Below are 25455 nucleotides of genomic sequence, written 5' to 3'. Positions count from 1 at the left end.
GCCTCTAGCGCCAGTCCCGCGCCCGCAGCGGCATCCCCGCCGCGCCCGTCCCGGGCGTGCGGACGGCCAGCACCTGGTTGACGCCGATCCTGTTCCGCTCGAAGGACAGGGCCGACGCGGCCATGTAGAGCCGCCAGACGCGGGCGCGGCCCGCCGAGGTGAGGTCCACGGCCTCCGCCCAGTGCTTCTGGAGGTTGGCGACCCACTGGCGGAGCGTCAGGGCGTAGTGCTCGCGCAGCGACTCCACGTCGCGCACCTCGAACCCGGCCTCCTCCAGCTGGGCCACGGTGCGGCCGACGGGGGCGAGCTCGCCGTCGGGGAAGACGTAGCGGTCGATGAACTCGTCGACCTCGTAGGCCTCCTCGTCCTTCAGGGGGCGGCGGGCGATCTGGTGGTTGAGCAGCCGGCCGCCCGGCTTGAGGAGGGCGTGGACGTCGGCGGCGTACTCGGCATAGCGGGCGGAGCCGACGTGCTCGGCCATGCCGATCGAGGAGATCGCGTCGAAGGGGCCGTCGGAGATCTCGCGGTAGTCCTGGACCCGGATCTCGATGCGGTCCGCCAGGCCGGCCTCGGCGATGCGCTTGCGGGCGTAGGCGGCCTGCTCCTGGGAGAGGGTGATGCCGACGGCGCTCACCCCGTACTCGCGGGCGGCGTGCAGCACCATCGAGCCCCAGCCGCAGCCGACGTCGAGGAGCCGCTGCCCGGGCCGGAGGTCGAGCTTGCGGCAGACGAGGTCCAGCTTGGCGCGCTGCGCCTCCTCAAGGGTGGACTGCGGACTCTCCCAGTACGCGCAGGAGTACACCATCGAGGGGCCCAGGACCCGCTCGTAGAAGGTGTTGCCGACGTCGTAGTGGTGGCTGATGGACTGCTTGTCGCGGCGCAGGGTGTGCAGCGGGCCGCTCGTCCTGCGGGCCTCCTCGCGGGGCGGGCGGGGCGGCAGCCCGGGGCCGGCCAGCTTCACCAGCTCGCCGCCCGCGGCGCGCAGGCGCGGGTCGCGCACGGCCGCCAGGAGGGCGGCGAGGCCGGAGCGGGGGGTGTCCTCGCCGCGCTCCCACAGGGAGCCGGCCAGCAGGTCGAGCGCCTCGTAGAGGTCGCCTTCGACGTCGATGTCGCCCGCGACCCACGCGCGGGCGAGGCCCAGCTCGCCCGGCTTCCACAGCAGCCGGCGCAGGGCGCGGCGGCGCCGGATGACCAGCACGGGGGCGGCGGGGGTGCCCGGGGGGCCGTACTCGCTGCGGTCCCAGGCGCGGATCCGGAGCGGGAGCGGGGCTCCCAGAACCTCTTCCGCGAGCGCGGTGAGCCGTCGAGCGGCGTCGGCCATGTCGCACACACCTCCATGATGCAAGGTCAGGAGAAACGTTCAACTGACACCTAAACACCAAGAGTCGGCACCGTAGTCCCGTTCAGTCAGATTAGATCAACTGTCGGTGGCCGGACATACGACAACGGCGTCCACCCCACGGATTGGTGGACGCCGTTGCCGACTGATTGACCGCGGCCGAGCCGCGACCGCCGTTAGGAGGCCTTCGCCTTCTCCGAGGGAACGGAGTCGGCCTGCGGGCGGGGGGCCGGCTTCGCGGCCTCGTAGAACTCCTCGCGGGGGTTCTCCATGGCGCGCAGGGAGACGACCTCGCGCTTGAGGAACATGCCGAGGGTCCAGTCCGCGAAGACGCGGATCTTCCGGTTCCAGGTCGGCATGGCCAGACCGTGGTAGCCGCGGTGCATGTACCAGGCGAGGCGGCCCTTGAGCTTGATCTTCATCTTGCCCATGACGATCATCGCCACGCCCTTGTGGAGGCCGAGGCCCGCCACCGCACCCTTGTTGGCGTGCTTGTACTCGGTCTGGGCGGCGCCGAAGCCGCGCATCGCCGAGATGACGTTGTCGCCGAGGACCTTGGCCTGGCGCAGCGCGTGCTGGGCGTTCGGCGGGCACCAGGCGTTCTCGTTGCCCGCGGCGCGGCCGACGAGGTCCGGCACCTGGGCGTTGTCGCCCGCGGCCCAGATGTAGTCGGTGCCGTTGACCTGGAGGGTCGGCAGGGTGTCGACGTGGCCGCGCGGGCCGAGCGGCAGGCCGAAGCGGGCCAGCGCCGGGTTGGGCTTGACGCCCGCGGTCCACACGATCGTGTTGGAGTCGACCTCGAGGCCGTTCTTCAGCACGACGTGGCCGTCGATGCAGGAGTCCATCGACGTCGAGAGGTGGATCTCGATGCCGCGGCTCTCCAGGTGCGCCTTGCCGTACGCGCCGAGCTTGGGGCCGACCTCGGGGAGGATCTTGTCGGCGGCGTCGACGAGGACGAACCGCATGTCCTCGCGCTTGACGTTCGGGTAGTACTTGGCGGCGTCGCGCGCCATGTCCTCGACCTCGCCGATGGTCTCCGCACCCGCGAAGCCGCCGCCGATGAAGACGAAGGTCAGCGCCTTGCGGCGGATCTCCTCGTCGGTCGTGGAGTCAGCCTTGTCGAGCTGCTCCAGGACGTGGTTGCGCAGGCCGATGGCCTCCTCGACGCCCTTCATGCCGATGCCGTTCTCGGCGAGGCCGGGGATCGGGAAGGTGCGGGAGACGGCGCCGAGCGTGACGATCAGGTAGTCGAAGGGCAGCTCGTACGCCTCGCCGACGAGCGGCGCGACGGTGGCGACCTTGCGGTCCTGGTCGATGGTGGTGACGCGGCCGGTGAGGACCTCCGCCTTGGGGAGCACGCGTCGCAGCGGCACCACGACGTGGCGGGGGGAGATGCTGCCGGCAGCTGCTTCGGGCAGGAAGGGCTGGTAGGTCATGTACGAACGCGGGTCGACGACCGTGACGGTCGCCTCGCCGTACCGCATCTTCTTGAGGATGCGGCGCGCCGCGTACAGGCCGACGTACCCACCGCCTACTACGAGGATCCGTGGACGCTCCGTGGTGCTCATGATTCGAGTATCCAGCACTCTTGGTGGGGGTGCTCGTGAGCCCCTTCACAAGGGGCCTGAGGGTATCTGCTACACTCCGCCGCCGCCGTGACCCATGCCATACGGCCGTAAGGGAACCACTACGGCTCCGGATGCGTTGGGAACCCCCGTTGAACTGGCCTTGTGGGCGTCAGGTTGACTAGACCACTGCCGCGGCGGCCCTCACATAAACATCTCTTTAAGCCGCCCGAAACCGGACGGCAATCCGCCGCGGGGACCCCTGGAGGCCCCGGAAGGGCCCAACGGGACCCTTCGCGCCGCCAACGCTCCCTTTTTTCATGTGAAGGATTTCACGAACTTTTTCCCGGAGGCCCCCGGAGGGGCCCTCGCGGGGTGCCTTCTCAGGCGATGGACCAGGCGATTCCGTCCAGAATGTCGTGTTCGCTGACGACGACCTCACGGGCGCCCACGCGCTCCATGATTGCTTGCAGCACGAGCGCACCGGCACAGATCACGTCGACCCGGCCCGGGTGCATCACGGGGATCGCCGCGCGCTCCTCGTGCGTCGCGGCGAGCAGCCGCCCGGTGATCTCCCGGACCTGCTCCAGGGAGATCCGCGCGTGGTGGATGCGCGTCCAGTCGTAGTCGGTCAGGCCCAGCGCGATCGCCGCGACCGTGGTCACCGAGCCGGCCAGGCCGACGAGCGTACGGGCCTCGGCGAGCGGCACGGCCTCCTCGGCCAGGTCGAGGGCGGCCTCGACGTCCTCGCGTATCGCGGCGATGCGCTCCGGCGTCGGCGGGTCCACGACGACGCCGTCCGCGACGAGGTGGCGCTCCGTCATGCGCACGCAGCCGACGTCGACGCTGCGGGCGGCCCGGACATGCTCCTCGCCGACGACGAACTCCGTGGAGCCGCCGCCGATGTCCACGACGAGGAACGGCTTCGCCAGGTCCGCCCGGCCGGCCAGCTCCTTGGTGGCGCCGGTGAAGGAGAACTCGGCCTCCTGGTCACCGCTGATCACCTCGGGCTCCACGCCCAGGATGCCCACCACGCCGCGCACGAAGTCCTCGCGGTTCTCGGCGTCGCGCGAGGCGGAGGTGGCGACGAAGCGCACCCGCTCGGCCTTCAGATCGCGGATGACCTCTGCGAACTCCCGGCAGGCCGCGAACGTCCGCTCCAGGGCCTCGTCCGCCAGCCGGCCCGTGCGGTCCACGCCCTGGCCCAGGCGGACGATCGTCATCCGGCGGTCGAGCTCGGTGAACGCGCCGGTCGCGGCGTCGAGATCGGCGACGAGCAGGCGGATCGAGTTCGTACCGCAGTCGATGGCGGCGACGCGGGTCACTTCTCGTCACCGCCGTCCGGGGCGGCGCACGGGGTCACGCACGGGCCCTTGGCCCACCACTCGGGCAGCAGCGCCAGCGCCTCGTCGCCGAACGGGTTCACACCCGGGCCCGCCACCAGCGAGTGACCCACCAGCACGTGCAGGCACTTGACGCGGTCGGGCATGCCGCCCGCGCTCGGGAAGCCCTCCAGGACCTCGATCGCGTCGCGGCGGCGGAGGTAGTCCTCGTGCGCGGCGCGGTAGGCGGCGGCGAGCTCCGGGTCGGTCGCCAGCCGGTCCTGCATCTCCTTCATCAGGCCCGAGCCCTCCAGCGTGCCGATCGCGGAGGCGGCGCGCGGGCAGGTCAGGTAGTACGTCGTCGGGAACGGCGTGCCGTCCGGCAGCCGGGGGGCGGTCTCGACCACGTCCGGCTGACCGCAGGGGCAGCGGTGGGCGATCGCGCGCAGCCCGCGCGGCGGGCGGCCGAGCTGCTCCTTGAACGCCTCGATGTCGGCGGCGGTGGGCTCGGTGGGCTCGGTCTGGGGCGGAGGGGTGTCCATGTGCTCGCTCGTGTCGTCTTCGCTGGGTCGTCTTCGCTGAGGGTCGTCTTCGCTCGGTGGTGCCGGCGCTCGTACGTATAAAGGGGCGGCGTTCGCGTGCGGGGGCGGTGCCGGGGGCGTCAGCGCGGGGTGTCCGCGGCGTCCACACCGTCCCACAGATTGCTGTACCAGGGGCGGTCGGCGGCGCCCTGGTCCCGGGGGCGGCGGGCGGTGCCGCTGCCGTCGACCACGCTGAAGCCCGTCTCACCGGGGCGCAGGTAGTGCAGGTGCTCGCGCGCCTGCTGCTCGACGTACGCCGGGTCCTCCAGCCGCGCCTTCTCGTCCTCCAGCCGCTGCACCTGCTCGCGGGCGCGCTCGGACTGGCGGCGCTGGTCAGCGATGTCGGAACGCTGGGTGACCCACTGGCGCATGGGGTAGGCGAGGGCGACGACCAGCGAGCAGACGACGAGCGCCAGCAGCGCCGCGCGGCCGGTCAGCCGGCTGCGGCGCGGGCCCCGGGCGCGGTAGACGCGGGCCGTGGGGCCCTGGACGAGCACCGAGCCGAGCGCCCTGAGCCTGGTCGCGGTGGAACGGTCCGCCGCCACTTCGCCTCCCCGAGGTCCTGGTCGCCCGCAGTCCCGCTACGAACGTACGTCCCCGGCCACGGTACGGGACCGTGGCCGGGGACGTGGTGAGGCTGCGGTTCTGAGGCCGTGTCAGCCCCGGAGCTTCGAGCCCCTGAGGTGTTCAGCCCCCGGGGTGTCAGCCCTTGAAGCGCGGGAAGGCGCTGCGGCCGGCGTAGACCGCGGCGTCGTCCAGGATCTCCTCGATGCGCAGGAGCTGGTTGTACTTGGCGACGCGCTCGGAGCGGGCCGGGGCACCGGTCTTGATCTGGCCGCAGTTGGTGGCGACGGCCAGGTCGGCGATGGTGACGTCCTCGGTCTCACCGGAGCGGTGCGACATCATGCACTTGAAGCCGTTGCGCTGGGCCAGCTCGACGGCGTCGAGGGTCTCGGTCAGCGAGCCGATCTGGTTGACCTTGACCAGCAGGGCGTTGGCGGCGCCCTCCTCGATGCCGCGGCCGAGGCGCTCCGGGTTGGTGACGAACAGGTCGTCGCCGACGATCTGCACCTTGTCGCCGAGCTTGTCGGTGAGGGTCTTCCAGCCGTCCCAGTCGTCCTCGAACAGCGGGTCCTCGATGGAGACCAGCGGGTACGCGGCGACGAGCTCCGCGTAGTACTCGGTCATCTCGGCGGCGGTGCGGGACTTGCCCTCGAAGGTGTAGGCGCCGTCCTTGTAGAACTCGGAGGCGGCGACGTCGAGCGCGAGCGCGATGTCCTGGCCGGGGGTGTAGCCGGCCTGCTTGATGGCCTCGAGGATGAGGTCGAGGGCCTCGCGGTTGGAGCCGAGGTTGGGGGCGAAGCCGCCCTCGTCGCCCAGGCCGGTGGACAGGCCCTTGGTCTTCAGCACCGACTTGAGGGTGTGGTAGACCTCGGTGCCCCAGCGCAGGGCCTCGGAGAAGGACTCCGCGCCGATCGGCGCGATCATGAACTCCTGGATGTCCACGTTGGAGTCGGCGTGCGAGCCGCCGTTCAGGATGTTCATCATCGGAACGGGCAGCAGGTGCGCGTTCGGGCCGCCGAGGTAGCGGAAGAGCGGCAGGTCGGAGGCCTCGGAGGCGGCGTGCGCGACGGCGAGGGAGACGCCCAGGATGGCGTTGGCGCCGAGCGAGCCCTTGTTGTCGGTGGCGTCCAGGTCGAACATGGCCTGGTCGATCAGGCGCTGCTCGGTGGCGTCGTAGCCGACGAGCTCCGGGCCGATCTGCTCGATGACGGCCAGGACGGCCTTCTCGACGCCCTTGCCCATGTAACGGTTCTTGTCACCGTCGCGGAGCTCGATGGCTTCGAAGGCGCCGGTGGAGGCGCCGGACGGCACGGCGGCACGGCCCGTGGAGCCGTCGTCGAGGCCGACCTCGACCTCGACCGTGGGGTTGCCTCGCGAGTCGAGGATCTCGCGAGCTACGACGACGTCGATGGACGGCACGAGGGTCTCCTTCGTGTGTGTCTGAGGTTCTGCTGCACGAGCCTAACGGGCGCCGGAGGCTCACCTCGCCGTTGGATGGTGTTTCCGGGCCGAAGAATCCGAAAAGTCAGAAAAATCATCACAGCAGCACAAATGACGAGAATGCCGCACGGATGAGGAATTTGCCCGGAAAAGCCAAAGAGGGGCGGCCCACTCGCGTGGGCCGCCCCTGTCAGCTCGGTCAGCTGAGGTGCAGCTTCTGGCCGACGAAGATCACGTCCGCGTCCTGGACGATGTCCTTGTTGCGGTCGTACAGCTTCTGCCAGCCGCCCTTGACGTTCTTGGCGTCGGCGATCTTGGAGAGGGTGTCGCCCTCCTTGACCTCGTACTCGCCGTCACCGACCTTGTAGGACTGCGGAGCGGAGTGGCTCGGGGCCGGCTTCGGGGCCGGGGCCTCGTCGCGCTCGGCGGTCTGCGGGGCGGTGCGCTTGGGCGCGGCCTTCTTCGGCGCGGCCTGGCGCTCGCTGCGGTCCGCGTGGGACTTGCCCGAGACGGAGCCGCCGGAGCGGGCGGACTTGCCCGAGGAGCCGGAGCCCGGGTCGACGTCCGCCTTCGCGCCGCCGGACGTCAGGTTGCCGGCGCCGGCGCAGGTCCAGGCACCCGGGCCCTGGAGGGCGAGCAGCTTCTCGGCCACGGCGATCTGGGCGCTCTTGGAGGCGTGGTCGGCGCGGTCGGCGTACCGCTGGCCGCCGGCGGCGTTCCAGGACGACTGCGAGAACTGCAGACCGCCGAAGTAGCCGTTGCCGGTGTTGGTGGACCAGTTGCCGCCGGACTCGCACTCGGCGACCTTGTCCCACGTGGAGACGGAAGCGGCGTTGGCGGAGGTGGCGACCATCAGCGGGGCGGCCACAGCGGCGCCGGCGACGCCGGCGAGCGTGACGATACGGACGGCCTTGGACGGACGACGGTGCTTGCCCTTGGACATGAGTCGTTTCCTCACCGACGCCTACGAGGTGAGCTGTCGGGTTCGGGCTGTGAGTTCGCCCGGCCTCCTGTGCGCGCTGTGCGAGCACACTCGGCTTCACCCCTAGCCGGTCCCGGTCCCGCGGCCCTGCTTGAGGCCGAGGAGCCGTTTCCGGCGCCTACCTTGGTTCCCCCGCTCCTGCCTACGGCGCTTGCGCGACGACTCCAGCGGCCGTCGGCAGGATTCGGCGTGACGACCGTGGTGCTCGCGGTGGCGAGCGGTCACGACGGTAAACACAGTCGAGGCAAGGGTTCAAACCCCTCTTTCCAGCCACAGTCGCCCCTGGTTACCCAGGGGAACATCACGTTTCCGCAGGTAGGAGGCCGTTTGCCGAGTTAGGGAAGATGACATTCCGCCAACTGGCAAAGAGACCCATGTCTCACTTTCGACTGGAACGGACATTCGCCGCGAACTGCCGGTCTATTTACCCATCTCAAGCTTCTGACCAGGAAGGATCAGGTCGGGATCGGTTCCGACCACTTTCTCATTGCGGTGGTAGAGCGACTGCCAACCACCGTTGACCGCATGCTGTTCGGCAATGACTGACAAGTTGTCACCGGGGCGCACGGTGTAGTCGGTGGCCGTGGGACTGCCGGTACGGCCTTCGCCGCCGCCGCGCGACGATCGAGTGTCGTCCGAACGTGACGGGTCGGCACGGTGCTTGCCCGAACCGCCTTCGACGCCGTCGGACGCCTGCCCCCCTGCGGAACCGGAACCGTCCGGCGCGCCCTGGGACGGCGCCGCGGGAGACTCGGGGGACGTGGGGATCGAGGTCGGATCGTCGCCCGCGGGGGACGTCGAGGGCTTGCGGTGCCGGCCCTCGCCCGGCTCGCCGGACGCGTCGTCACCCGGCTTGCCGTCACCGGCCTTGCCGTCGCCCGGCTTCGTGTCGCCCGGCTTGGACGACGAGCCGTCGGGGGACGCGCTGCCGGAGGGCTTGCCGGACGGGCCGCCGGACGACTTGTCCGGCGAGGGCATGCCGGCCGACGGCTGAGCGGAAGGCTCCGTCGAGGGCTTCCCGGACTGCGAGGGGGACGCCGACGGCTCCGAGGGCTTGGAGTGCCCGTCCGGCTCCGACGGCGCAGAGGGCGAAGTGGTGCGCTCCGGGTCGTGCGATGGCGTCGAGTCGCTCGCGGGGGCGTGCGTGCCGCCCGGATTGACGTCGGCCTTGGTGCCTCCCGAGGTGAGGCCCGAGCGCGCGGCGCAGCTCGACCAGGTGGCATTGCCCCTGGTTTCGAGGATGTGCTCGGCGACGGCGATCTGCTGCGCACGGCTGGCGAGGTCGGGCCGGGGGGCGTACTCCCGGCCGCCGTTGCGGTCCCAGAGGTCCTGGGTCAGCTGCAGTCCCCCGTAGCTCCCGTTGCCGGAGTCGGCGCTCCACAGGCCTCCGCTCTCGCACTGGGCCACGCGGTCCCAGGTGCCGGCGTCGGCGGCGTTCGCGCCCGTGGCCGCGAGCAGCGGCAGGGCGATTCCGGAGGCGGTCACCCCCGCGGCGACCACGATGGCGGGTATCTGACGGGGGCGGCGATGTCGGCCGGTTCCAGGTCTCATGGGCAGGGGCCTCTCGTGCGGCATTCGGTACGACGTCCGGTGCGGCGTCGGAATGGTCGTTGAAGATAGCGACGGCCCACGCCAGTCACAAGCCGGTGTAGCGGAGGTCACGCCGAGGTCACGCCGGATGACGGGTGCTCAGGCGTACGGTTGCTCCCGGGTGGTTGTGCCCGGATTGCCCGCCGGAATGCCGCCCGGACCGCCGCCCGGATTGCCCTCCGGTGTGCCCTCTGGCGTGCCCTCCGGTGTGAACGCCACCGGCAGGGTGCGCAGGCCGCGCATGATGAGCCCGCCGCGCCACCGCAGGTCCTCCGGTTCGGCGTTCAGCCGCAGGTCAGGGAGGCGCCGCAGGAGCGTCGCGAGGGCGGTCCGGCCCTCCAGGCGCGCGAGGGGCGCGCCGAGGCAGTAGTGGATGCCGTGGCCGTAGCCGAGGTGCTGGTTGTCGCTGCGGGAGAGGTCGAGGGTGTCGGGTTCGGCGAACCGCTCGGGGTCGCGGTCGGCGGCCGCGAGGACGACGAGGACGGGGTCGCCCTCGGCGATGCGCTGCCCGCCGATCGTCAGGTCCTGGGTGGCGAACCGCCAGGTCGCGAGCTCCACCGGGCCGTCGTAGCGCAGCAGTTCCTCGATGCCGGTGGCGAGCAGGCTCTCGTCCCCCTCGGCGAGGGCGCGCTGGAGGCGCTCGCGCTGCGCGGGATGGCGCAGGAGCGCGTAGGTTCCGTTACCAATCAGGTTCACAGTTGTTTCGAAACCGGCGAAGAGCAGGATGAAGGCCATCGCCGCGGCCTCGTTCTCGGTGAGGTGCTCGCCGTGGTCACTCGCCCTGATGAGTCCTGAAATCAGGTCTTCGCCGAGATCCTCCCGCTTCCGGTGGATCAGTTCCGCGAGGTACGTCCGCATCTTCTTGACGGAACGGGCCACGCCGCCGCGGGGGCCGCCGCCGTGGCGGATCATCATTCCGGCCCAGTCCCGGAAGTCGTCCTGGTCCTCGGGCGGGACGCCGAGCATGTCGCAGATGGCGTAGATGGGGAGCGGGAACGCGAACTCGTGAATGAGGTCCGCTTCCCCCTTGGCCGCGAACCCGTCGATGAGCTGGTCGGTCAGCTCCTGCACCCGGGGGGTGAACTCGGCGACGCGGCGCGGGGTGAACGCCTTGGAGACCAGGCGGCGCAGCCGGGTGTGATCCGGGGGGTCGATGTTGAGCAGGTGCGTCATGAGGTTGGCGCTGCGCTCGCCCGGGATGCCGACCTTGCCCTTGCCGTGGGCCGACTCGGAGTGGTGCACGGGGTTCTTCGACAGCCGCTGGTCGGCGAGCGCCTGGCGGGCGTCGGCGTACCGGGTGACCAGCCAGGCCTCCACGCCGCTGGGCAGGGCGGTGCGGTGCACGGGGGCGTGCTCGCGCAGCCAGGCGTACGCCGGGTAGGGGTCGGAGGCGAACTCCCAGGTGAAGAGGGAGGGGGCGGGCGGGGTGTTCGTGTCGTTCGAGTCGTGCACCCCTCGACGCTACTAGGGGAGCGGCGGCGGGGCTGAGCGGCGGCCGGGGCGGGGGCCTGGTGGTGGCCGCGGCGGAGCCTAGTGGTGGCCGGGGCCGCCGCTGCCGAAGCCGCCGCTGCCGCCCGGGTTCCACTTCTTCCTCTCCTCGGAGAGCTCCTCGGGGTGGCTGCCGGGGTTGTGGATCTCGTGCGGCAGCACGCGCTCCCCGTTCGCCTCGGGGTGCAGTTCGTCCGCCTCGCGGTGCTCGGTGACGTAGCCGACCTTGTTCTCCTCGTCGTCGTTGTGCCCCGGCCCGTGGTCGGGCGAGGTGGGCCCGGTGTCGTGCTCCTGCCGGGTCTGCCAGGCGCCCTGCCTGCGCTGGGGCTGGGAGGGCGGGGGCGGTTCCTCGTCGCGCTTCCGGAAGCCCTTGACCACGGCCATGATCAGCAGGGCGACGACGAAGAGGCCGACGACGAACTGGATGATCCCGCCGGCCCAGTGCGGGGCGGCGAGGTCGGCGAGGTGTACGTACTGGATGCGCATGACATGCGGGTACCCGCCCGCCGCCCGGACAAGACGGTCCGTAGGCCGAACGGGTGCCCGAGCAGGAGGCCGGCCATGACATGTGCATACTTGCGTTCGAATTTTGGTCTTTTTGAACACTCCCTGCTCTCACCCAAAGGAACCCCTGTGCACGTTCGCCCCCGCCGGGTCGCCCTCGCCGCCCTGGTCGCCGCCTCGTCGCTGCTGCTCGCCGCCTGCGACGGCGGCTCTGATTCCGCTTCCGGCCCGGCTGCGGGCTCGGGCTCCGGCGGCAAGAAGGACAAGGGCGCGCCCACCGTTCCCGCCTCCATCACCGCCGACCAGGCCCAGAAGGCGCTCGTCGCCGTGACGGACCTGCCGGCCGGCTGGCAGCTGGAGCCGAACACGGGCCTGGACAAGTCGCAGGGCGGCGGGGACGAGCAGATCGTCAACGGCTCCAGGACCGAGTGCGCGCCGATCGTGGCCGTTCTCAACACGGGCCGGCTGGAGGAGGACCACAAGGCGAACGCGCAGGTGGTCTTCACCAAGAAGGGCGACCAGACGACCGTCGCCCAGGACGTCAGCGGCTACGAGCGCGCGGCGGCCGAGAAGGCCATGGCGGGGCTGCGGACGGCGGTCGAGAAGTGCGCGTCCTTCGACGCCAAGGACAGCGGCAAGAAGGCCACGGTGAAGGTGAAGAAGGCCGCCGGGCAGCAGCAGAAGTACGGCGACGAGTCCGTCTCCTACGCGGTGACCGTCGTCACCGGCGACATGCAGATGGACTTCGACCTCGGTACGGTCCGCAGCCACGGCGCGATCACGACGGTCCTGAACAACTACAGCGACCACGGCGACCGCGGCAAGGCCGCGTTCGCCAAGGCCCTGACCAAGGCGGCGGAAAAGCTGACGGCGGCGGCCGCGAAGACGGCGTAACAACGCCCCGGGGCGCCCACCCATGCCCGGGCGCCCCGCACGCGGCTCCCGCCGCAAGGTCGCCGAGCCGCGACGACGGAATCCGGCGGTGCCGGACCGGCCGCGGGCCGCTGGGCACCGCCGGACGGGCGCACCCCGCGCACGCGCCTTGCCGCAGGCAGGAAATCCCGCCGCAACGGCGCCCAGCCGCGGCGGCGGCACCCGGCGGTGCCGATCCCGCCGCGGCCGTACGTACCCCTACATACCCTCCGCGGAGCGAATCGCGTCGCGGTACGTGCGGGCCGCCGCCCGCAGCGCCGTCTCCGGTTCGACGCCCGACGCCTCGGCCCGTACGGCCAGCGCCAGCAGCTCGTAGCCGACGCCCTCGCCCGCGGGGACGGCGACGTCGAGGCCCTGCGACCGCACCCGGGAGGCCAGCTTCGCCGTGAGGGCGAGCGCCGGCTGGCCGAGCGGGACGCCTTCGGTCACCGACTCGCGCCCCTTCTCCTCCGCCTTCGTCCGCATCCAGTGCTCCCGCACGTCCTCCGGCGTCTGCGCGGACTCCTCGCCGAAGACGTGCGGGTGCCGGTGGATGAGCTTGTCGACGATCGCGCCGGCGACGTCGTCGACGGAGAACGCCTCGTCGGGGTCGTCCTGCGCGATCCGCGCGTGGAAGACGACCTGGAGCAGGACATCGCCCAGCTCCTCCCGCAGCGCCTCCCGGTCCCCCGTCTCGATCGCTTCGAGGAGCTCGTACGTCTCCTCCAGCGCGTACTTCGCGAGGTCCTCGTGCGTACGGATCCCGCTCCACGGGCAGGCGGCCCGGATCCGGTCCATGACCTGCACCAGGTCGAGCAGGCGCGCGCCGGGCAGGTCGTACGAACCGGGCAGCAGCTCCAGCGCGGGCATCGTCTCGCGGCCGGAGCCGGCGAGCCGGGCGAGCCCGTCGGTGAGGGCGGACTCGCCCTCGGCGGAGGTGAGGACGACGGCGCTGCGCCGCCCGCTCGCGCAGAAGTCGACCAGCTCGCGGGCCGTGGCCGAGCCGTGCTCGACCTCGATGCCGGCCTCCCGCAGATACGGCAGCTGCGGGTGGCCGGCGTCGGCGCACAGCACCCGGTCGGCGGCGCGGAGCGCCTGCCACGCGGGCCAGGACAGCAGCCCCGGGGCGACCCGGTGGCTGGTGGTGAGCAGGACGATGCGGCCAGGTGCGGAGTCGGCGGAGTCGTTCACACCGCCGAGCCTAGGCGACCGGGCGGCGGGCGGCTTACGCCGGGCGTTCGGCCGCGGCGGCGGCCGCGGCCGAGCGCAGCCACGGCTCCAGCGCGGTCTGGGCGGTGCCGCGCTTGCCGTCCCACACGCCGTAGCGCGGGTTCACGTCGACGTGGAGGGAGTCGGAGGTGTGCATCAGGATCTCGTTCGTGCGGGCCGTGCCGAACTTGCCGTCCAGCTTGGCGCGGACGAGGTCCACGGACAGGGCCCGGTCGATCTGGTCGGGCGCGATGCCGAGCGCGAGGAACCGGGCGCGCACCGCCGCCGCCCCTCCGTTGGCCGCCTCGACGTCGGCCCGCTGCCGCTGCAACTCGCGCCGCGTGACCTCGATGCCGTTGTCCTTGCCGGCCTGCTCCACGATCCGGTACTGGATGAGGCGGACCAGGGTGTCCTGGCCGAGGCGGGCGCTGTTCGCCGTGAGCTGGTCCCCCTGCGGGGAGGAGCGCTGCGCGTCGCGGACGTCCGCGACCTGGCTCTGGAGCTGGGAGACGGTGATCTTGTCGTCGCCCACGACGGCCGCGGCCCCCGGATGGGCGGTCTGCCCGCAGGCGGTGAGGAGGGGGGCCGCGGCGAGCAGCGCGGCGGCGGTGACGGAGAGCGCGGTCCTTCGGCGGATCATGAAGCCTCCCGGCGGCGGTCGTGCGACGGTGATCGACCTGCGTTGATCGATGGTAGGGAGTCCGGGTGGCCCGGGCCACCGATTCGACCAACGATTCGCGGGGCGCGGGGATGTGCGGGTGACGCCGCGGAAGGCCCGGGCCCGGGCTGCGGACGCCCGGGGCCCCGGCCGGGGGCTCAGGCCCTGACTTGCCCCAGCCACTGCAACGTGTGCCGGATCTCCGCGGGGAGCGGGTGGTGCGGCCCGTGCAGCAGCTCGGCGTCGCGCAGGAGCGTGACGAGGGTGTCGTGGGCGGCCTGCCGGTCTCCGAGGGAGAGCAGCAGGTGGCCTATGCGGCGGCGGATGTCGAGCGGGGTGGCCGGGTCGTCGGGGTGGCTCTCGAAGTGCGGGAGGAGCGCGCGGTATTCATCGAGCGCGGCCACCGCCTCGCCGAGCTGCTCCAGGCACTGCGCGGCGTCGTACTGGCAGCGCAGCCGCTGGCGGGCCGCGCGCGGAGTGCTCTCGGCGGCGTAGTCATCGGCGAGCCGGCGCAGCTCGGGCAGCGCGCGCCGGTACTGGCCGTCGTCCATGAGGGTGGCCGCGTACTGCTTGCGCAGCGTCCTGACGACGGTGGAGTGCTCGCCGTGCTCGGCCGCGGCGGCGGGCAGGATCGAGCCGAGCAGGTCGACGGCCTGGGTGATGCCGCCCTGGTCGAGCAGGCGCTTGACCTCCTCGACGGCTTCGGCGACATCGGGGCCGCTGGGCGCGGGCGGTGCGGGGGCGAAGGCCTCGGCCTGCTGCCGGGCGCCGGGGACGGTGGCGGAGCGCTCGGGCCAGGGGGCGTGCGGCAGCAGGAAGGAGCGCGTGGGGTTCATGGGCCCCAGGGGCCCCACCGGGGCGGAGCCCGGTGCCGGCAGGAGGGGCGCGAGCGCCTCGTACGCCTCCTGGGCGTCGGCGAGCCGGTGCAGCGGGTCCTTCGCGAGCAGGCGCAGCACGAGGTCTTCGAGGGCCTGGGGCAGCTCGGGGCGCAGCTGCCGCAGCGGCACGGGGGGTTCGTAGAGATGGCGGTGCAGGACGCCGAGCGCGGTGGACCCGGCGAAGGGCACGTTGCCGCTGAGCAGTTCGTGCAGGAGCACGCCGAGGGCGTAGAGGTCGGTGTACGGGCCGACCGCGCCGCCCATGGCCTGCTCGGGGGCCATGTAGGCGGGGCTGCCGATGGGGGAGCCGGTGCGGGTGAGGCGTGTGGTGTCGGCGTCCATGACGGAGGCGACGCCGAGGTCGAGGACGATGACGGAGCCGTCGGGGCGGACCATCACGTTCCGCGGCTTGAGGTCGCGGTGGACGATCGGCACGGCGTGCACCGCGGAGAGCACCGAGCACAGCTGTGCCGCCACCGAGACGGCCCAGGGCCAGGGGTAGGGCTCGTGCTCGGCGAGGTGGTCGGCGAGGTCGGCGCCCTCCACGTACTGCATGACGAGGTAGAGGTCGTCGCCGTCGCTGCCGGCGTCGTGGACGGTGACGAGGCCGCGGTGGTCGACCTGGGCGGTCACCCGGCACTCGCGCACGAAGCGGCGGCGCATCTCGTCGGCGGCGCTGTCGGTGCCGGCCATGCGGTCGGGGCGCAGCAGCTTCACGGCCACGCGCCGGTCGAGGCGCCGGTCGTAGGCGGTCCAGACCTGGCCCATGCCGCCCTGGCCGATGACGGTGGCGAGCTCGTAGCGCCCGGCGATGATGCGGCCGTTCACCACTCCTGCTCCTTACGGCCGCCCTGCGGCCCGTCCTTGGGCTCCTTACGGAGCAGATCACTGAGCTCATCCAGCTCGGCCCGCACTTCGTGAATGCGCCGGGGGTGGGGCTGGGGCGGGGGGTGCCCTTCGGGCCTCCGGTGCCGGCCGCCCCGCTGCGGGGGCGGCGGGGCCTGGAACGCTGCCGGCGCCGGTGCCGGCGGCGGCAGTGTCGGGTGGGCGTGGAACGACGCCGGCGCCGGGTGGGCCGGCGGGCCGGGGGCCGGCCGCGGCATACGGACGTAGGAGCGGGTGTCGGTGAACGGGTCGTTCACCCGCGGGGCCGGAGGGGCGGGAGGGGCCGGTGGCGCGGGAGCGGGCTCGGGGGCGGGCACGGGCTCGGGGCCGAAGAGGGAAGCCTTGACGGCCTCGGCGAGGGCCGTCTCGTTGTGGGCGACGGCCCGGCGGTGCGCCGCGGCCTCCCGCTCCGCGGCGAGGGCCTGCGCGACGGCGTAGCGGGTCTCCAGCTCCCGGTGGTGGCGGATGTCGTAGCGGAGGTAGTACCAGATGGACCAGATGCCGGTGCCCACGAGGCTGATGGCGCCCGCCTGCACCTGTGCGTTCGCCGTCCACGATTCCGCGCCGTTGATGCGGGACAGGTTGAGGAAGGACAGGACGAGGACGCCCCAGAACAGGGCCCAGTCCAGCTTCCTCCTGCATGATCGCCACACGAAGGACCGGTACCCAGGGCAGCAGGAGGATCGTGCCCACGGTGATCGCCACCACGACCACCCGCACAGCAATGACCTTTGCTCTGCCGGGTGGCGGCTGCGGCGGTTCGTGGCCGTTCATTCCTCGCTCCTGGAGTGCGCGTTTGTGTCCTGAGCCTATATACCGACACGGGCAACTCACCCCAGGTTGCCCACATCAGACGGTGTGACAGGTCACTCGAACCACGCGGACCTCGCGGAAGCACTCATTCCGGGATTTAGTCCGGGATGCGTCCCGGGATGCCTTCCGGCCGGACGCTCCCGTCCGTCAGCCCGTCGAACATCCCCTGCACCAGCCGCTCCCCCAGCCGCTCCGCCCGCCGCAGCGCCTCCTCGAACTCCGCGAGTCCGCGGAAGCGGCCGCCGTAGCGCCGCTGGTCGGCGAGCGGGAGGCGGGGCACCTGGAGCCGGCGGACGTCGAGGCGGGTGGCGGTGGAGGCGTAGCTGCTGGCCTGGCGCTGGTTGGCGGTGCCGCGCAGGAAGCCGGCGAGGAACCACGGGTCGAGGGCGGCCGGGTCGGGCCGCAGCAGGAACAGGCCCCGGCCGAGGGCGGCGCCGGCCGTCTCCTCGCCGATGACGCGGGCCACGGTGACATCGCCGACGACGGGGACGACGACATCCCCGGCCCGCACCAGGACCGGCTCCTCGGCCTGCCCCTCGGGCAGCGTGCCCGTGGGGCCGCCGCCCCCCTTCACGTCGTAGTCGGTGAGCACCGGCGGGGCGGCGGCGCCCGGGTCGGGCACCGCCCCCGGGCCGCCCGCGCGCAGCACCAGCGCCCCGGCCCGGGCGAGCTCGCCGACGGTGGTGGTGGGCCAGCGGGCCGGGTCCCCGGGAGCGGCGGGCGGGGCGGGGGTGAGCTCGCCGGTGCGCCGCAGGGCGGCCAGGAGCCGGTCGTGGATGTCGGTGAGCTCGGCCGCGCCGCTGCCGGCGGCGGGCGGCGGCAGGTGGCGGGCGGGGGCGAGGTCGACGTCGTCGTCGAGCAGGTCGATGACGGGGAGGGAGCGGCACCGGCCGGGCCTCTCCTCGACGGTGCCGTGCCGCTCGAACTCCTCCCAGGCGCCGAGGACCTCGGTGCGCACGGCCTGCCAGGGCAGCTTGTCGCGGCCGGCCGGGGCGAGGTCGCCCGTCTCGGCCAGGAGGACGTGCGGGACGGGCGAGGCCTGGGCGCCGGGCCGGCGCAGCACCCACACGTGCAGCGGGATGTTGTAGGGCGGGGCGGCGCCCGCCGGCAGGGCGATCACGGCGCGCAGGGCGCCGCGGCGCAGGAGGTCGGCGCGGATGCGGCGGCCGGAGCGGCGGGAGGCCGCGGCGGGGGGCATCAGCAGGACGGCGGTGCCGCCGTCGCGCAGCCGGGCGAGGGCGTGCTGGACCCAGGCGAGCTCGGACTCGGTGCGGGCGGGGAAGCCGTACTCCCAGCGCGGGTCGTAGGCGAGCTCCTCATGGCCCCAGTTGCGCTCGTTGAACGGGGGGTGGCACAGCACCGTGTCGGCGGCGGTGTCCGGGAAGGCGTCGGCGCGGAGGCTGTCGCCCGCGCGCACCCGGACCCGGGCGTCGCTGTGCAGGGCGAGGCGCAGGGCGGTGAGCGCCGCGAGGCCGGGGTCGGCCTCCTGTCCGAGGACCGCCGGCGCGGGGGCGCCCGTGCCGGCCGCGGCGGCGTGGAGGAGGCCGCCGGTGCCGCAGGCGGGGTCGAGGACGGTGCGCGGCCGGTGGCGGTCGGCGGGGCTTCCCTCGCCGAGGGCGGCCATGAGCTCGGCGGGGCCGGGCGGGGTGAGGGTGTACTGCCGGGGGTTGGCGTCGAGGTGGCGGCCCAGGAGGAATTCGTAGACGTGGGCGGCGCCGCGCCCGGAGGCGAGCTCGGCGGCGCCGCGCAGCAGGGCGGAGGAGACGGCCAGCTCGGCGGTGGTGGGGACGCCGACGGGGTGGTGCCGCCCCAGGCGGGCGGCGAGCGCGGACTCCAGGGCCGAGGGCAGCTGCTCGGAGAGCTTGAGGTCACCGAGGGCGGCCAGCTCCAGCCAGGCGGCGGGCCGGTCCCGGACGAGGAGGAGGACGGAGCCCGCGTAGCGCAGGGCGGTCACGGCTCCGGCGGGGTGGCCGGCGACCTGCTGCCAGACCCGCTCGCGCAGCGGGACCTCGGCGAGCTTGCCCTGGTGGCGCAGCCACTGCTCGACGTCGCCGAGGGCGAACGTGGGGCTGGTCTCGCTGCCCCCTATCGGCTGCGGGAAGTCGGGGTGGCGCCTGCGCCAGTTGCTGACGGCCGCGCGGCCCACTCCGGCCAGCCGGGCGATCCCGGCCGCGGTCACCTCCGCTGCGCTGTCGCTGTCCGGCATCCGGCTTCCCCTCTCCTACCCGACCCTGCCTGCACGGAGCCGGCCCGCCTCGTCGCTGTGGTGCCGAGCATACCCGCGAGACCCGCACACACCCCTTCACAGACGTGAACTCACCTCATCGCGTGAACGTGGTTGACTCGGTTCACAGGCTCTGCTGTCATTGACTCGTCGGTTCGAGAAGATTTCCCCGCCGAAAGGTGTCAGTCATGTCTCAGCACTCCCAGCCCAAGCAGCGGAACTGGTTCGCGCGGCACAAGCTCCTCACGGCCGCGGGCGCCCTCGTCGTGGTCGTGGGCATCGGCGGCGCCCTGAGCGGTGGCGGCGACAGCGGCGACGGCAAGGCCTCCGCCGCGGGGCAGGCGGAGAAGAAGGGCCAGGGGGGCGGCGAAGGAAAGGAGAAGGCCGCGAAGGGCTCCCTGAAGGGAAGCGGCACCTATCAGGTCGGCTCGGACCTCGAGCCCGGCACCTACCGCTCGCTCGGCAACAAGCTCGGGTGCTACTGGGAGCGCGCCAAGGACTCCAGCGGCGACCCCGACGCGATCCTCGCCAACGACAACGTGATCGGCGCCTCGTACGTGACGGTCAAGGCCGGGGACAAGATCTTCAAGACGCAGGGCTGCAAGAGCTGGGAGCGCGTGGCCGAGGGCGAAGCAGCCGGGAGCCCGAAGACCGAGATGCCCGGCAACGGCATGTACAAGGTGGGGGCCGACATAGCCCCCGGCACCTACAAGTCGGCCGGCAACAAGCAGGACGGCTGCTACTGGGAGCGGGCCAAGGACGCCCTGCACGAGAGCGCGGACTCGATCCTCGCCAACGACAACGTCACGGGCAACGCCGTCGTGACCATCGCCCCCGGCGACGCCTACTTCAAGACCACCGGCTGCTCCGACTGGAAGAAGACGGGCTGAACGGCGGGGGCCTGAGAGAAGGACGACACATTCCGGCCGAACCGCGCCGGGAGACCGCTCGTCTCTCGGAAAGGAGGCCGGGCTCCGGCGAGGCTCCGCGTATCTTTTCCGACAGTCATCCCTCAGCTGTTGCTCGGGCGTCGCTCAGCCGTCGCTCAGTCATCCCACCGTTCCCGGACAAAGGACTCCCCCATGGACTCGGCCGCCGCCACCGTTCCGGCACCGGGCGGGCCCGCGGCCGAGGCGGCACCCGGCGCCCGGCCCCGCGCCGCGGCCCTGCGCGCCCCGCGCTGGGATCCGTACTGGCTCGCGGGAGCCCTCTTCGTCCTCTACACCGCGCTGTCCCTGTGCCGGCACCGCCGCATGCTCACCATGTCCTGGGACCTGGGTATCTTCGAGCAGGCCGTCCGCGGCTACGCCCACCTCCAGGCGCCCATAGCCGACCTCAAGGGCCCGGGCACCAACATCCTCGGCGACCACTTCAGCCCGGTCACCGCCCTGCTCGCCCCCCTCTACCGGATCTTCCCCACCCCGGTCACCCTGCTCGTCGCCCAGGCCGCGCTCTTCGCCCTGTCCGCGATACCGGTCGCCCGGCTCGCCGCCGGGCTGCTCGGCCGCAAGCGCGGACTGGCCATCGGCATCGCCTACGGCCTGTCGTGGGGCGTCCAGCGCGCGGTCGACTTCGACTTCCACGAGATCGCCTTCGCGATGCCGCTGCTCGCGTTCTCCCTCGAAGCGGTGGTGCGCGGGCGCTGGCGGGCCGCGGTCTGGTGGGCCGTGCCCCTCGTCCTGGTGAAGGAGGACCTGGGCATCACGGCGGCCGCGATCGGCGCGATCATCCTGATCCGGCTGCGCGGCGCGAAGTCCCGCGGCGAGGGCGTCCCCCGGGGAGCGGCCCCGCTGGCCACCGGGCTGGTGGCCTTCGGCCTGGCGGCCGCCGCGATCACGTTCGGGCTGATCATCCCCGGTTTCAACACCGGCGGCGCCTACGACTACTGGAACAAGCTCGACGGCGGCGGGGGCGACGGATCCCCCGCCACCATCCCCGCCGACACCGCGATACGCACCCTGCTGTGGATCCTGCTGCCCACCACCGGCCTGCTGGCCCTGCGCTCCCCGGTTCTGATCGCCGCCGTGCCGACGCTCGCGTGGCGGTTCGCCTCCCACGACGACCACTACTGGGGCACGGACTGGCACTACAACGCCGTCCTGATGCCCGTCGTCCTCATCGCGCTCACCGACGCCCTGGCCCGGGCCCGCGACAGCCGCCGCCCGCTGCTGCGCTCGTACGCGCACCACCTGCCGGGCGCGGTGCTCGCCGCGTCCCTCGCCCTGACCGCGTCCCTGCCCCTGTACTCCCTGACCGAGTCCGGCACGTACAGCGTCCCCGAGAGCGTCCGGGCGACCGAGCGGCTCCTGGACCGCATCCCCGACGGGGCGAGCGTCGAGGCCGACATAGCCCCGATAAGCCGCCTCGCCGGCCGGTGCCGGGTCTTCTGGATCGGCGACACCCGCGGCATCACCCCCGACTACATAGCCATGCGCATGGCGGACGGCAAGGGCCCGGGGGACCTGATCGCGGACGGGGAACGGATGCACCCCGGGGCGCGGTACGCGCTCCTCGGCAGCGAGGGGGGCTATGTGGTGCTGAAGAGGTCGGGGGCGGCGGCCTCCTGACCCCCGCCCCCTGCGCCCGTCGGCCGGGCCGGCGCCCTACGACCCCAGGATCGTCGTGAGGAACTCGCCCGTCCACGCGAGCAGTTCCCGTCCGACCAGCGGCTTGCCGCCGATCGGGCGCGTCGCCGGGCGGGGCACCAGGATCTGGTGCGTGGCCGGCTTCATGACGGTGCGCGGGTAGAGCCGCTTGAGGCGCAGCTCCTGGGACTCGCGCAATTCCACGGGCCCGAAGCGGACGTTGGAGCCCTGGAGGGTGATGTCGGCGACGCCGCACGCCCGGGCCAGCATCCGCAGGCCCGCGACGAGCAGCAGGTTCTCCACGGGCTCGGGCAGCTTGCCGTAGCGGTCGGTGAGCTCCTCGCGGACGGCGCGGATGTCCTCCTCGCTGTTCGCGGAGGCGATCGCGCGGTAGGCCTGGAGGCGCAGGCGCTCGCCGGGCGCGTAGTCGTGCGGGACGTGCGCGTCCACCGGCAGTTCGATCTTGACTTCGAGCGGTGCCTCGGGCTGCTCCTCGCCGCCCTCGACCGACGCCCGGTAGTCCGCCACGGCCTCGCCGACCATGCGGATGTAGAGGTCGAAGCCGACGCCGGCGATGTGGCCGGACTGCTCGCCGCCGAGCAGATTGCCCGCGCCGCGGATCTCCAGGTCCTTCATGGCCACGTACATGCCGGCGCCCATCTCCGTGTGCTGGGCGATGGTGGCGAGCCGCTCGTGGGCGGTCTCGGTCAGGGGCTTCTCCGGCGGGTAGAGGAAGTAGGCGTAGCCGCGCTCGCGGCTACGGCCCACGCGCCCGCGCAGCTGGTGCAGCTGCGACAGCCCGAAGTTGTCGCCCCGCTCCACGATCAGCGTGTTGGCGTTGGAGATGTCGATGCCGGACTCGACGATCGTGGTCGACACCAGGACGTCGAACTTCTTCTCCCAGAAGTCGACGACGACCTGCTCCAGCCGGCTCTCGCCCATCTGCCCGTGCGCGGTCTGGATCCGCGCCTCCGGCACGATCTCGCGCAGCCGCGCGGCCGCCCGGTCGATGGACTCCACCCGGTTGTGGATGTAGAAGACCTGGCCCTCGCGCAGCAGCTCGCGGCGGATCGCGGCGCCGATCTGCTTCTGGTCGTACGGGCCCACGAAGGTCAGCACCGGGTGCCGCTCCTCCGGCGGGGTGGTGATGGTCGACATCTCGCGGATGCCGGTGACCGCCATCTCCAGGGTGCGCGGGATCGGGGTGGCGGACATCGTCAGGACGTCGACGTTCGCCCGCAGCTTCTTCAGCTGCTCCTTGTGCTCGACGCCGAAGCGCTGCTCCTCGTCGACGATGACGAGACCCAGGTCCTTGAACTTCGTCTCGGACGAGAACAGGCGGTGCGTGCCGATGACGATGTCGACCGAGCCGTCGCGCAGGCCCTCCAGCACGGCCTTGGCCTCGGCGTCGGTCTGGAAGCGGGACAGCGCCTTCGTCACGACCGGGAACTGGGAGTACCGCTCGGAGAAGGTGCCGAAGTGCTGCTGGACGAGAAGGGTCGTGGGCACCAGCACCGCGACCTGCTTGCCGTCCTGCACGGCCTTGAACGCGGCGCGGACCGCGATCTCGGTCTTGCCGTAGCCGACGTCGCCGCAGATCAGGCGGTCCATGGGGACGGACTTCTCCATGTCCTCCTTGACCTCGGCGATGGTCGTGAGCTGGTCGGGCGTCTCCGCGTACGGGAAGGCGTCCTCCAGCTCGCGCTGCCAGGGGGTGTCGGCGCCGAAGGAGTGGCCGGGGGCGGCCATCCGCGCCGAGTACAGCTTGATCAGGTCGGCGGCGATCTCCTTGACGGCCTTCTTGGCGCGCGCCTTGGTCTTCGTCCAGTCCGCGCCGCCCAGGCGGTGCAGGGTGGGGGCCTCGCCGCCGACGTACTTGGTGACCTGCTCCAGCTGGTCGGTCGGGATGTAGAGACGGTCGCCGGGCTGGCCGCGCTTGGCGGGCGCGTACTCCACGAGCAGGTACTCGCGGGTGGCGCCCTGGACGGTGCGCTGCACCATTTCGATGTAGCGGCCGACGCCGTGCTGCTCGTGGACGATGTAGTCGCCGGCCTGGAGCGTGAGCGGGTCGATGGTCTTGCGGCGGCGGGCCGGCATCCGGCCCATGTCCTTGCTGACGGACTTCTGCCCGGACAGGTCCGTCTCGGTGAGGACGGCGATCTTCAGGCCGGGGTCGACGAAGCCGTTGTCGATGCTGCCGCAGGAGACGTGCACGACGGAGGGGGCGAGCTCGGCGATGTCGGCGTCGAGGCGGGCGGCGATGCCCTCGCCGCCGAGGACCTCGACGGTGCGGGCCGCGGGGCCGTGGCCCTCCGTGACGAAGACGGTGCGCCAGCCGTCGGCCAGCCAGCCCTTGGTGTCGGCGAGGGCGCGGGCGGTGTCGCCGCGGTACGTCTCCGGGGCGTGCATGCCGAGCTTGAGGGTGTCGCCGCCCAGGTCCTCGTCGGCGGCGAAGGGGCTCACCGACCACCACATCTGGCCGAGCTCGCGAGCGCGGTCGCGGACGTCCGCGATGCCCCACAGGGAGGCCGCGTTCACGTCGATGGGGGCCTCGCCGCCGCCGGCGGTGGCCGCCCACGACGCCTGGAGGAACTCCTGGCTGGTGGCCACGAGGTCCGCGGCACGGGTCCGCACGCGCTCCGGGTCGCACACGACCGTCATCGCGCCCGCCGGCAGCACGTCCAGCAGCAGTTCCATCTCGTTCACCAGGACCGGAGCGAGGGACTCCATGCCCTCGACCGCGATGCCCTCGGCGATCTTGGAGAGGAGCTCGCCGAGCTCCGGGTGCTCCTCCGCGAGCTCCGCCGCCCGGGCCCGCACGTCCTCCGTCAGCAGCAGCTCACGGCAGGGCGGCGCCCACAGGCCGTGCTCGGCGACCTCCAGGGAACGCTGGTCGGCGACCTTGAAGTAGCGGATCTCCTCGACGTCGTCGCCCCAGAACTCGACCCGGAGCGGGTGCTCCTCGGTCGGCGGGAAGACGTCCAGAATGCCGCCGCGGACGGCGAACTCGCCGCGCTTCTCCACCAGTTCGACCCGGGAGTACGCGGCGGCCGCCAGCGCTTCCACGGTCGCTTCGAGGTCGGCGCTCCGCCCCGAGCGCAGGCTGACCGGCTCCAGGTCGCCGAGCCCCTTCACCTGCGGTTGCAGCACGGACCGGATCGGCGCGACGACCACGCTGACCGGCCCCGCCGCCGGATCGTCCTTGCGCGGGTGCGCGAGCCGGCGCAGCACGGCCAGGCGGCGGCCGACGGTGTCCGAGCGGGGCGAGAGGCGCTCGTGGGGCAGCGTCTCCCAGGCCGGGAACTCCACGACGCCGTCCGGCGGCAGCAGCGAGCGCAGCGCCGCCGCCAGGTCCTCGGCCTCACGGCCGGTGGCCGTCACGGCCAGCACCGGGCGCCCCGCGTCGCGCGCCAGCGCGGCGACGGCGAAGGGCCGGGCGGCGGACGGGCCGACGAGATCGACGTGCGGGCGGTTGCCGTCGGCCGCGGCCTTCACCGCTTCGGCGAGCGCCGGATCATTGACGACGGCGTCGAGCAGACCGTGCAGGCTCATGGAGGCTTTTTCCGTCCCGGGTGACAAGGGGTGACAACGCGAACGGCCCGACACGTGTCCACGGGCCGGGTGAGCCCAGCCTACGACGCACCACCGACAACCGCGGCCCGACGGTTCCGGGACCGGGGACGCCCCCGCCCGCGCCGGTCAGAGTGGCCAGGCGATGACCTGGACGATGTACAGGCACTGCTGCCGCACGACGGTCAGATACTGGAACATCCCTCCGGGGAGGATTTCCTCCTGCCCCCCGGGTGACCGGCCCCGGTAAGAGGCACCGTCCAGATAGAGAGCCGCCGCTGCCCGGACCAGCTCGTCGGCACGCTCTTCCACCCGTGCGACGAAGGCGAGGTCGGCGTCTCGCCGA

20 protein-coding genes and 1 riboswitch are annotated in these 25455 nt (G+C 72.5%); of the genes, 3 read left to right on the top strand and 17 right to left on the bottom strand.

Annotated elements, in window-relative coordinates:
* Positions 1–4: 4 nt before the first annotated feature.
* The 10 genes from D7231_RS19745 to D7231_RS19700 all read right to left on the bottom strand — a co-directional run bounded on the left by D7231_RS19745 (position 5) and on the right by D7231_RS19700 (position 11357).
* Positions 5–1321: an SAM-dependent methyltransferase gene (locus tag D7231_RS19745; RefSeq protein WP_120756778.1), complete on the bottom strand. Its 1317-nt coding sequence runs from the start codon at positions 1319–1321 to the stop codon at positions 5–7.
* 194 nt (positions 1322–1515) lie between these two features.
* The gene (locus D7231_RS19740) at positions 1516–2907 is read right to left on the bottom strand and encodes an NAD(P)/FAD-dependent oxidoreductase (protein WP_120756777.1); all 1392 of its coding nucleotides are present in this window, start codon (positions 2905–2907) and stop codon (positions 1516–1518) included.
* A 380-nt stretch (positions 2908–3287) separates the two neighbouring features.
* Entirely contained in the window at positions 3288–4229 is a 942-nt protein-coding gene (locus tag D7231_RS19735) for a Ppx/GppA phosphatase family protein (protein ID WP_120756776.1), read from the bottom strand.
* Entirely contained in the window at positions 4226–4768 is a 543-nt protein-coding gene (locus tag D7231_RS19730) for a DUF501 domain-containing protein (RefSeq protein WP_120756775.1), read from the bottom strand. The genes D7231_RS19735 and D7231_RS19730 overlap by 4 nt, the downstream gene beginning before the upstream one ends.
* Before the next feature lie 119 nt (positions 4769–4887).
* The gene (locus D7231_RS19725) at positions 4888–5352 is read right to left on the bottom strand and encodes an FtsB family cell division protein (RefSeq protein WP_120756774.1); all 465 of its coding nucleotides are present in this window, start codon (positions 5350–5352) and stop codon (positions 4888–4890) included.
* Positions 5353–5509: 157 nt separating this feature from the next.
* Positions 5510–6790, bottom strand: a complete 1281-nt coding sequence (gene eno, locus D7231_RS19720) for a phosphopyruvate hydratase (RefSeq protein WP_120756773.1) — start codon at positions 6788–6790, stop codon at positions 5510–5512.
* Between the two features lie 220 nt (positions 6791–7010).
* On the bottom strand, positions 7011–7754 hold the full coding sequence (locus D7231_RS19715; RefSeq protein ID WP_120756772.1) for a LysM peptidoglycan-binding domain-containing protein: 744 nt from the start codon (positions 7752–7754) through the stop codon (positions 7011–7013).
* A gap of 3 nt (positions 7755–7757) precedes the next feature.
* Positions 7758–7953: riboswitch (cyclic di-AMP (ydaO/yuaA leader) on the bottom strand.
* 260 nt (positions 7954–8213) lie between these two features.
* Entirely contained in the window at positions 8214–9344 is a 1131-nt protein-coding gene (locus tag D7231_RS19710; protein WP_120756834.1) for a LysM peptidoglycan-binding domain-containing protein, read from the bottom strand.
* Between the two features lie 138 nt (positions 9345–9482).
* Positions 9483–10835 (bottom strand): cytochrome P450 family protein, encoded by a 1353-nt coding sequence (locus D7231_RS19705; RefSeq protein ID WP_241999800.1) that lies wholly within the window; start codon positions 10833–10835, stop codon positions 9483–9485.
* 78 nt (positions 10836–10913) lie between these two features.
* Entirely contained in the window at positions 10914–11357 is a 444-nt protein-coding gene (locus tag D7231_RS19700) for a DUF6479 family protein (RefSeq protein WP_120756771.1), read from the bottom strand.
* Between the two features lie 147 nt (positions 11358–11504).
* On the opposite strand from D7231_RS19700, the gene D7231_RS19695 reads away from it, so the two are divergent.
* Positions 11505–12269 carry a hypothetical protein gene (locus D7231_RS19695; protein ID WP_120756770.1) on the top strand — a complete coding sequence of 255 codons (765 nt, stop codon included), beginning with the start codon at positions 11505–11507 and terminating at the stop codon, positions 12267–12269.
* 237 nt (positions 12270–12506) lie between these two features.
* Here D7231_RS19695 and D7231_RS19690 read toward each other — a convergent pair whose 3' ends face one another.
* From D7231_RS19690 to D7231_RS19670, 5 genes are all read right to left on the bottom strand, one after another.
* Positions 12507–13478, bottom strand: a complete 972-nt coding sequence (locus D7231_RS19690) for a nucleoside triphosphate pyrophosphohydrolase (protein WP_120756769.1) — start codon at positions 13476–13478, stop codon at positions 12507–12509.
* 34 nt (positions 13479–13512) lie between these two features.
* A complete protein-coding gene (locus tag D7231_RS19685; RefSeq protein WP_120756768.1) occupies positions 13513–14136 on the bottom strand; it encodes a SurA N-terminal domain-containing protein in 624 nt (207 codons plus the stop codon).
* Positions 14137–14312: 176 nt separating this feature from the next.
* The gene (locus tag D7231_RS19680; protein ID WP_194959931.1) at positions 14313–15860 is read right to left on the bottom strand and encodes a serine/threonine-protein kinase; all 1548 of its coding nucleotides are present in this window, start codon (positions 15858–15860) and stop codon (positions 14313–14315) included.
* A complete protein-coding gene (locus tag D7231_RS19675; protein WP_120756767.1) occupies positions 15857–16570 on the bottom strand; it encodes a hypothetical protein in 714 nt (237 codons plus the stop codon). Before D7231_RS19675 ends, D7231_RS19680 begins: the two co-directional genes overlap by 4 nt.
* A 257-nt stretch (positions 16571–16827) precedes the next feature.
* On the bottom strand, positions 16828–18936 hold the full coding sequence (locus tag D7231_RS19670) for an N-6 DNA methylase (protein ID WP_120756766.1): 2109 nt from the start codon (positions 18934–18936) through the stop codon (positions 16828–16830).
* 206 nt (positions 18937–19142) lie between these two features.
* Between D7231_RS19670 and D7231_RS19665 the strand changes: the two genes are divergently transcribed.
* Both D7231_RS19665 and D7231_RS19660 read left to right on the top strand, forming a co-directional pair.
* Positions 19143–19844 (top strand): Rv1352/Rv1906c domain-containing protein, encoded by a 702-nt coding sequence (locus D7231_RS19665; protein WP_120756765.1) that lies wholly within the window; start codon positions 19143–19145, stop codon positions 19842–19844.
* 192 nt (positions 19845–20036) lie between these two features.
* A complete protein-coding gene (locus D7231_RS19660; protein ID WP_120756764.1) occupies positions 20037–21521 on the top strand; it encodes a DUF2079 domain-containing protein in 1485 nt (494 codons plus the stop codon).
* Positions 21522–21557: 36 nt separating this feature from the next.
* Here the strand turns inward: D7231_RS19660 and mfd are convergent, their stop codons facing one another.
* Entirely contained in the window at positions 21558–25091 is a 3534-nt protein-coding gene (mfd, locus tag D7231_RS19655) for a transcription-repair coupling factor (RefSeq protein WP_120756763.1), read from the bottom strand.
* A gap of 147 nt (positions 25092–25238) precedes the next feature.
* Positions 25239–25421, bottom strand: a complete 183-nt coding sequence (locus tag D7231_RS19650; protein ID WP_241999799.1) for a hypothetical protein — start codon at positions 25419–25421, stop codon at positions 25239–25241.
* Positions 25422–25455 lie beyond the last annotated feature (34 nt).

Source organism: Streptomyces klenkii, assembly GCF_003626645.1.
Lineage (GTDB): Bacteria > Actinomycetota > Actinomycetes > Streptomycetales > Streptomycetaceae > Streptomyces > Streptomyces klenkii.
The sequence above is the reverse complement of the archived record's forward strand: the minus strand, read 5'-3'. Positions and strand labels throughout refer to the sequence as shown.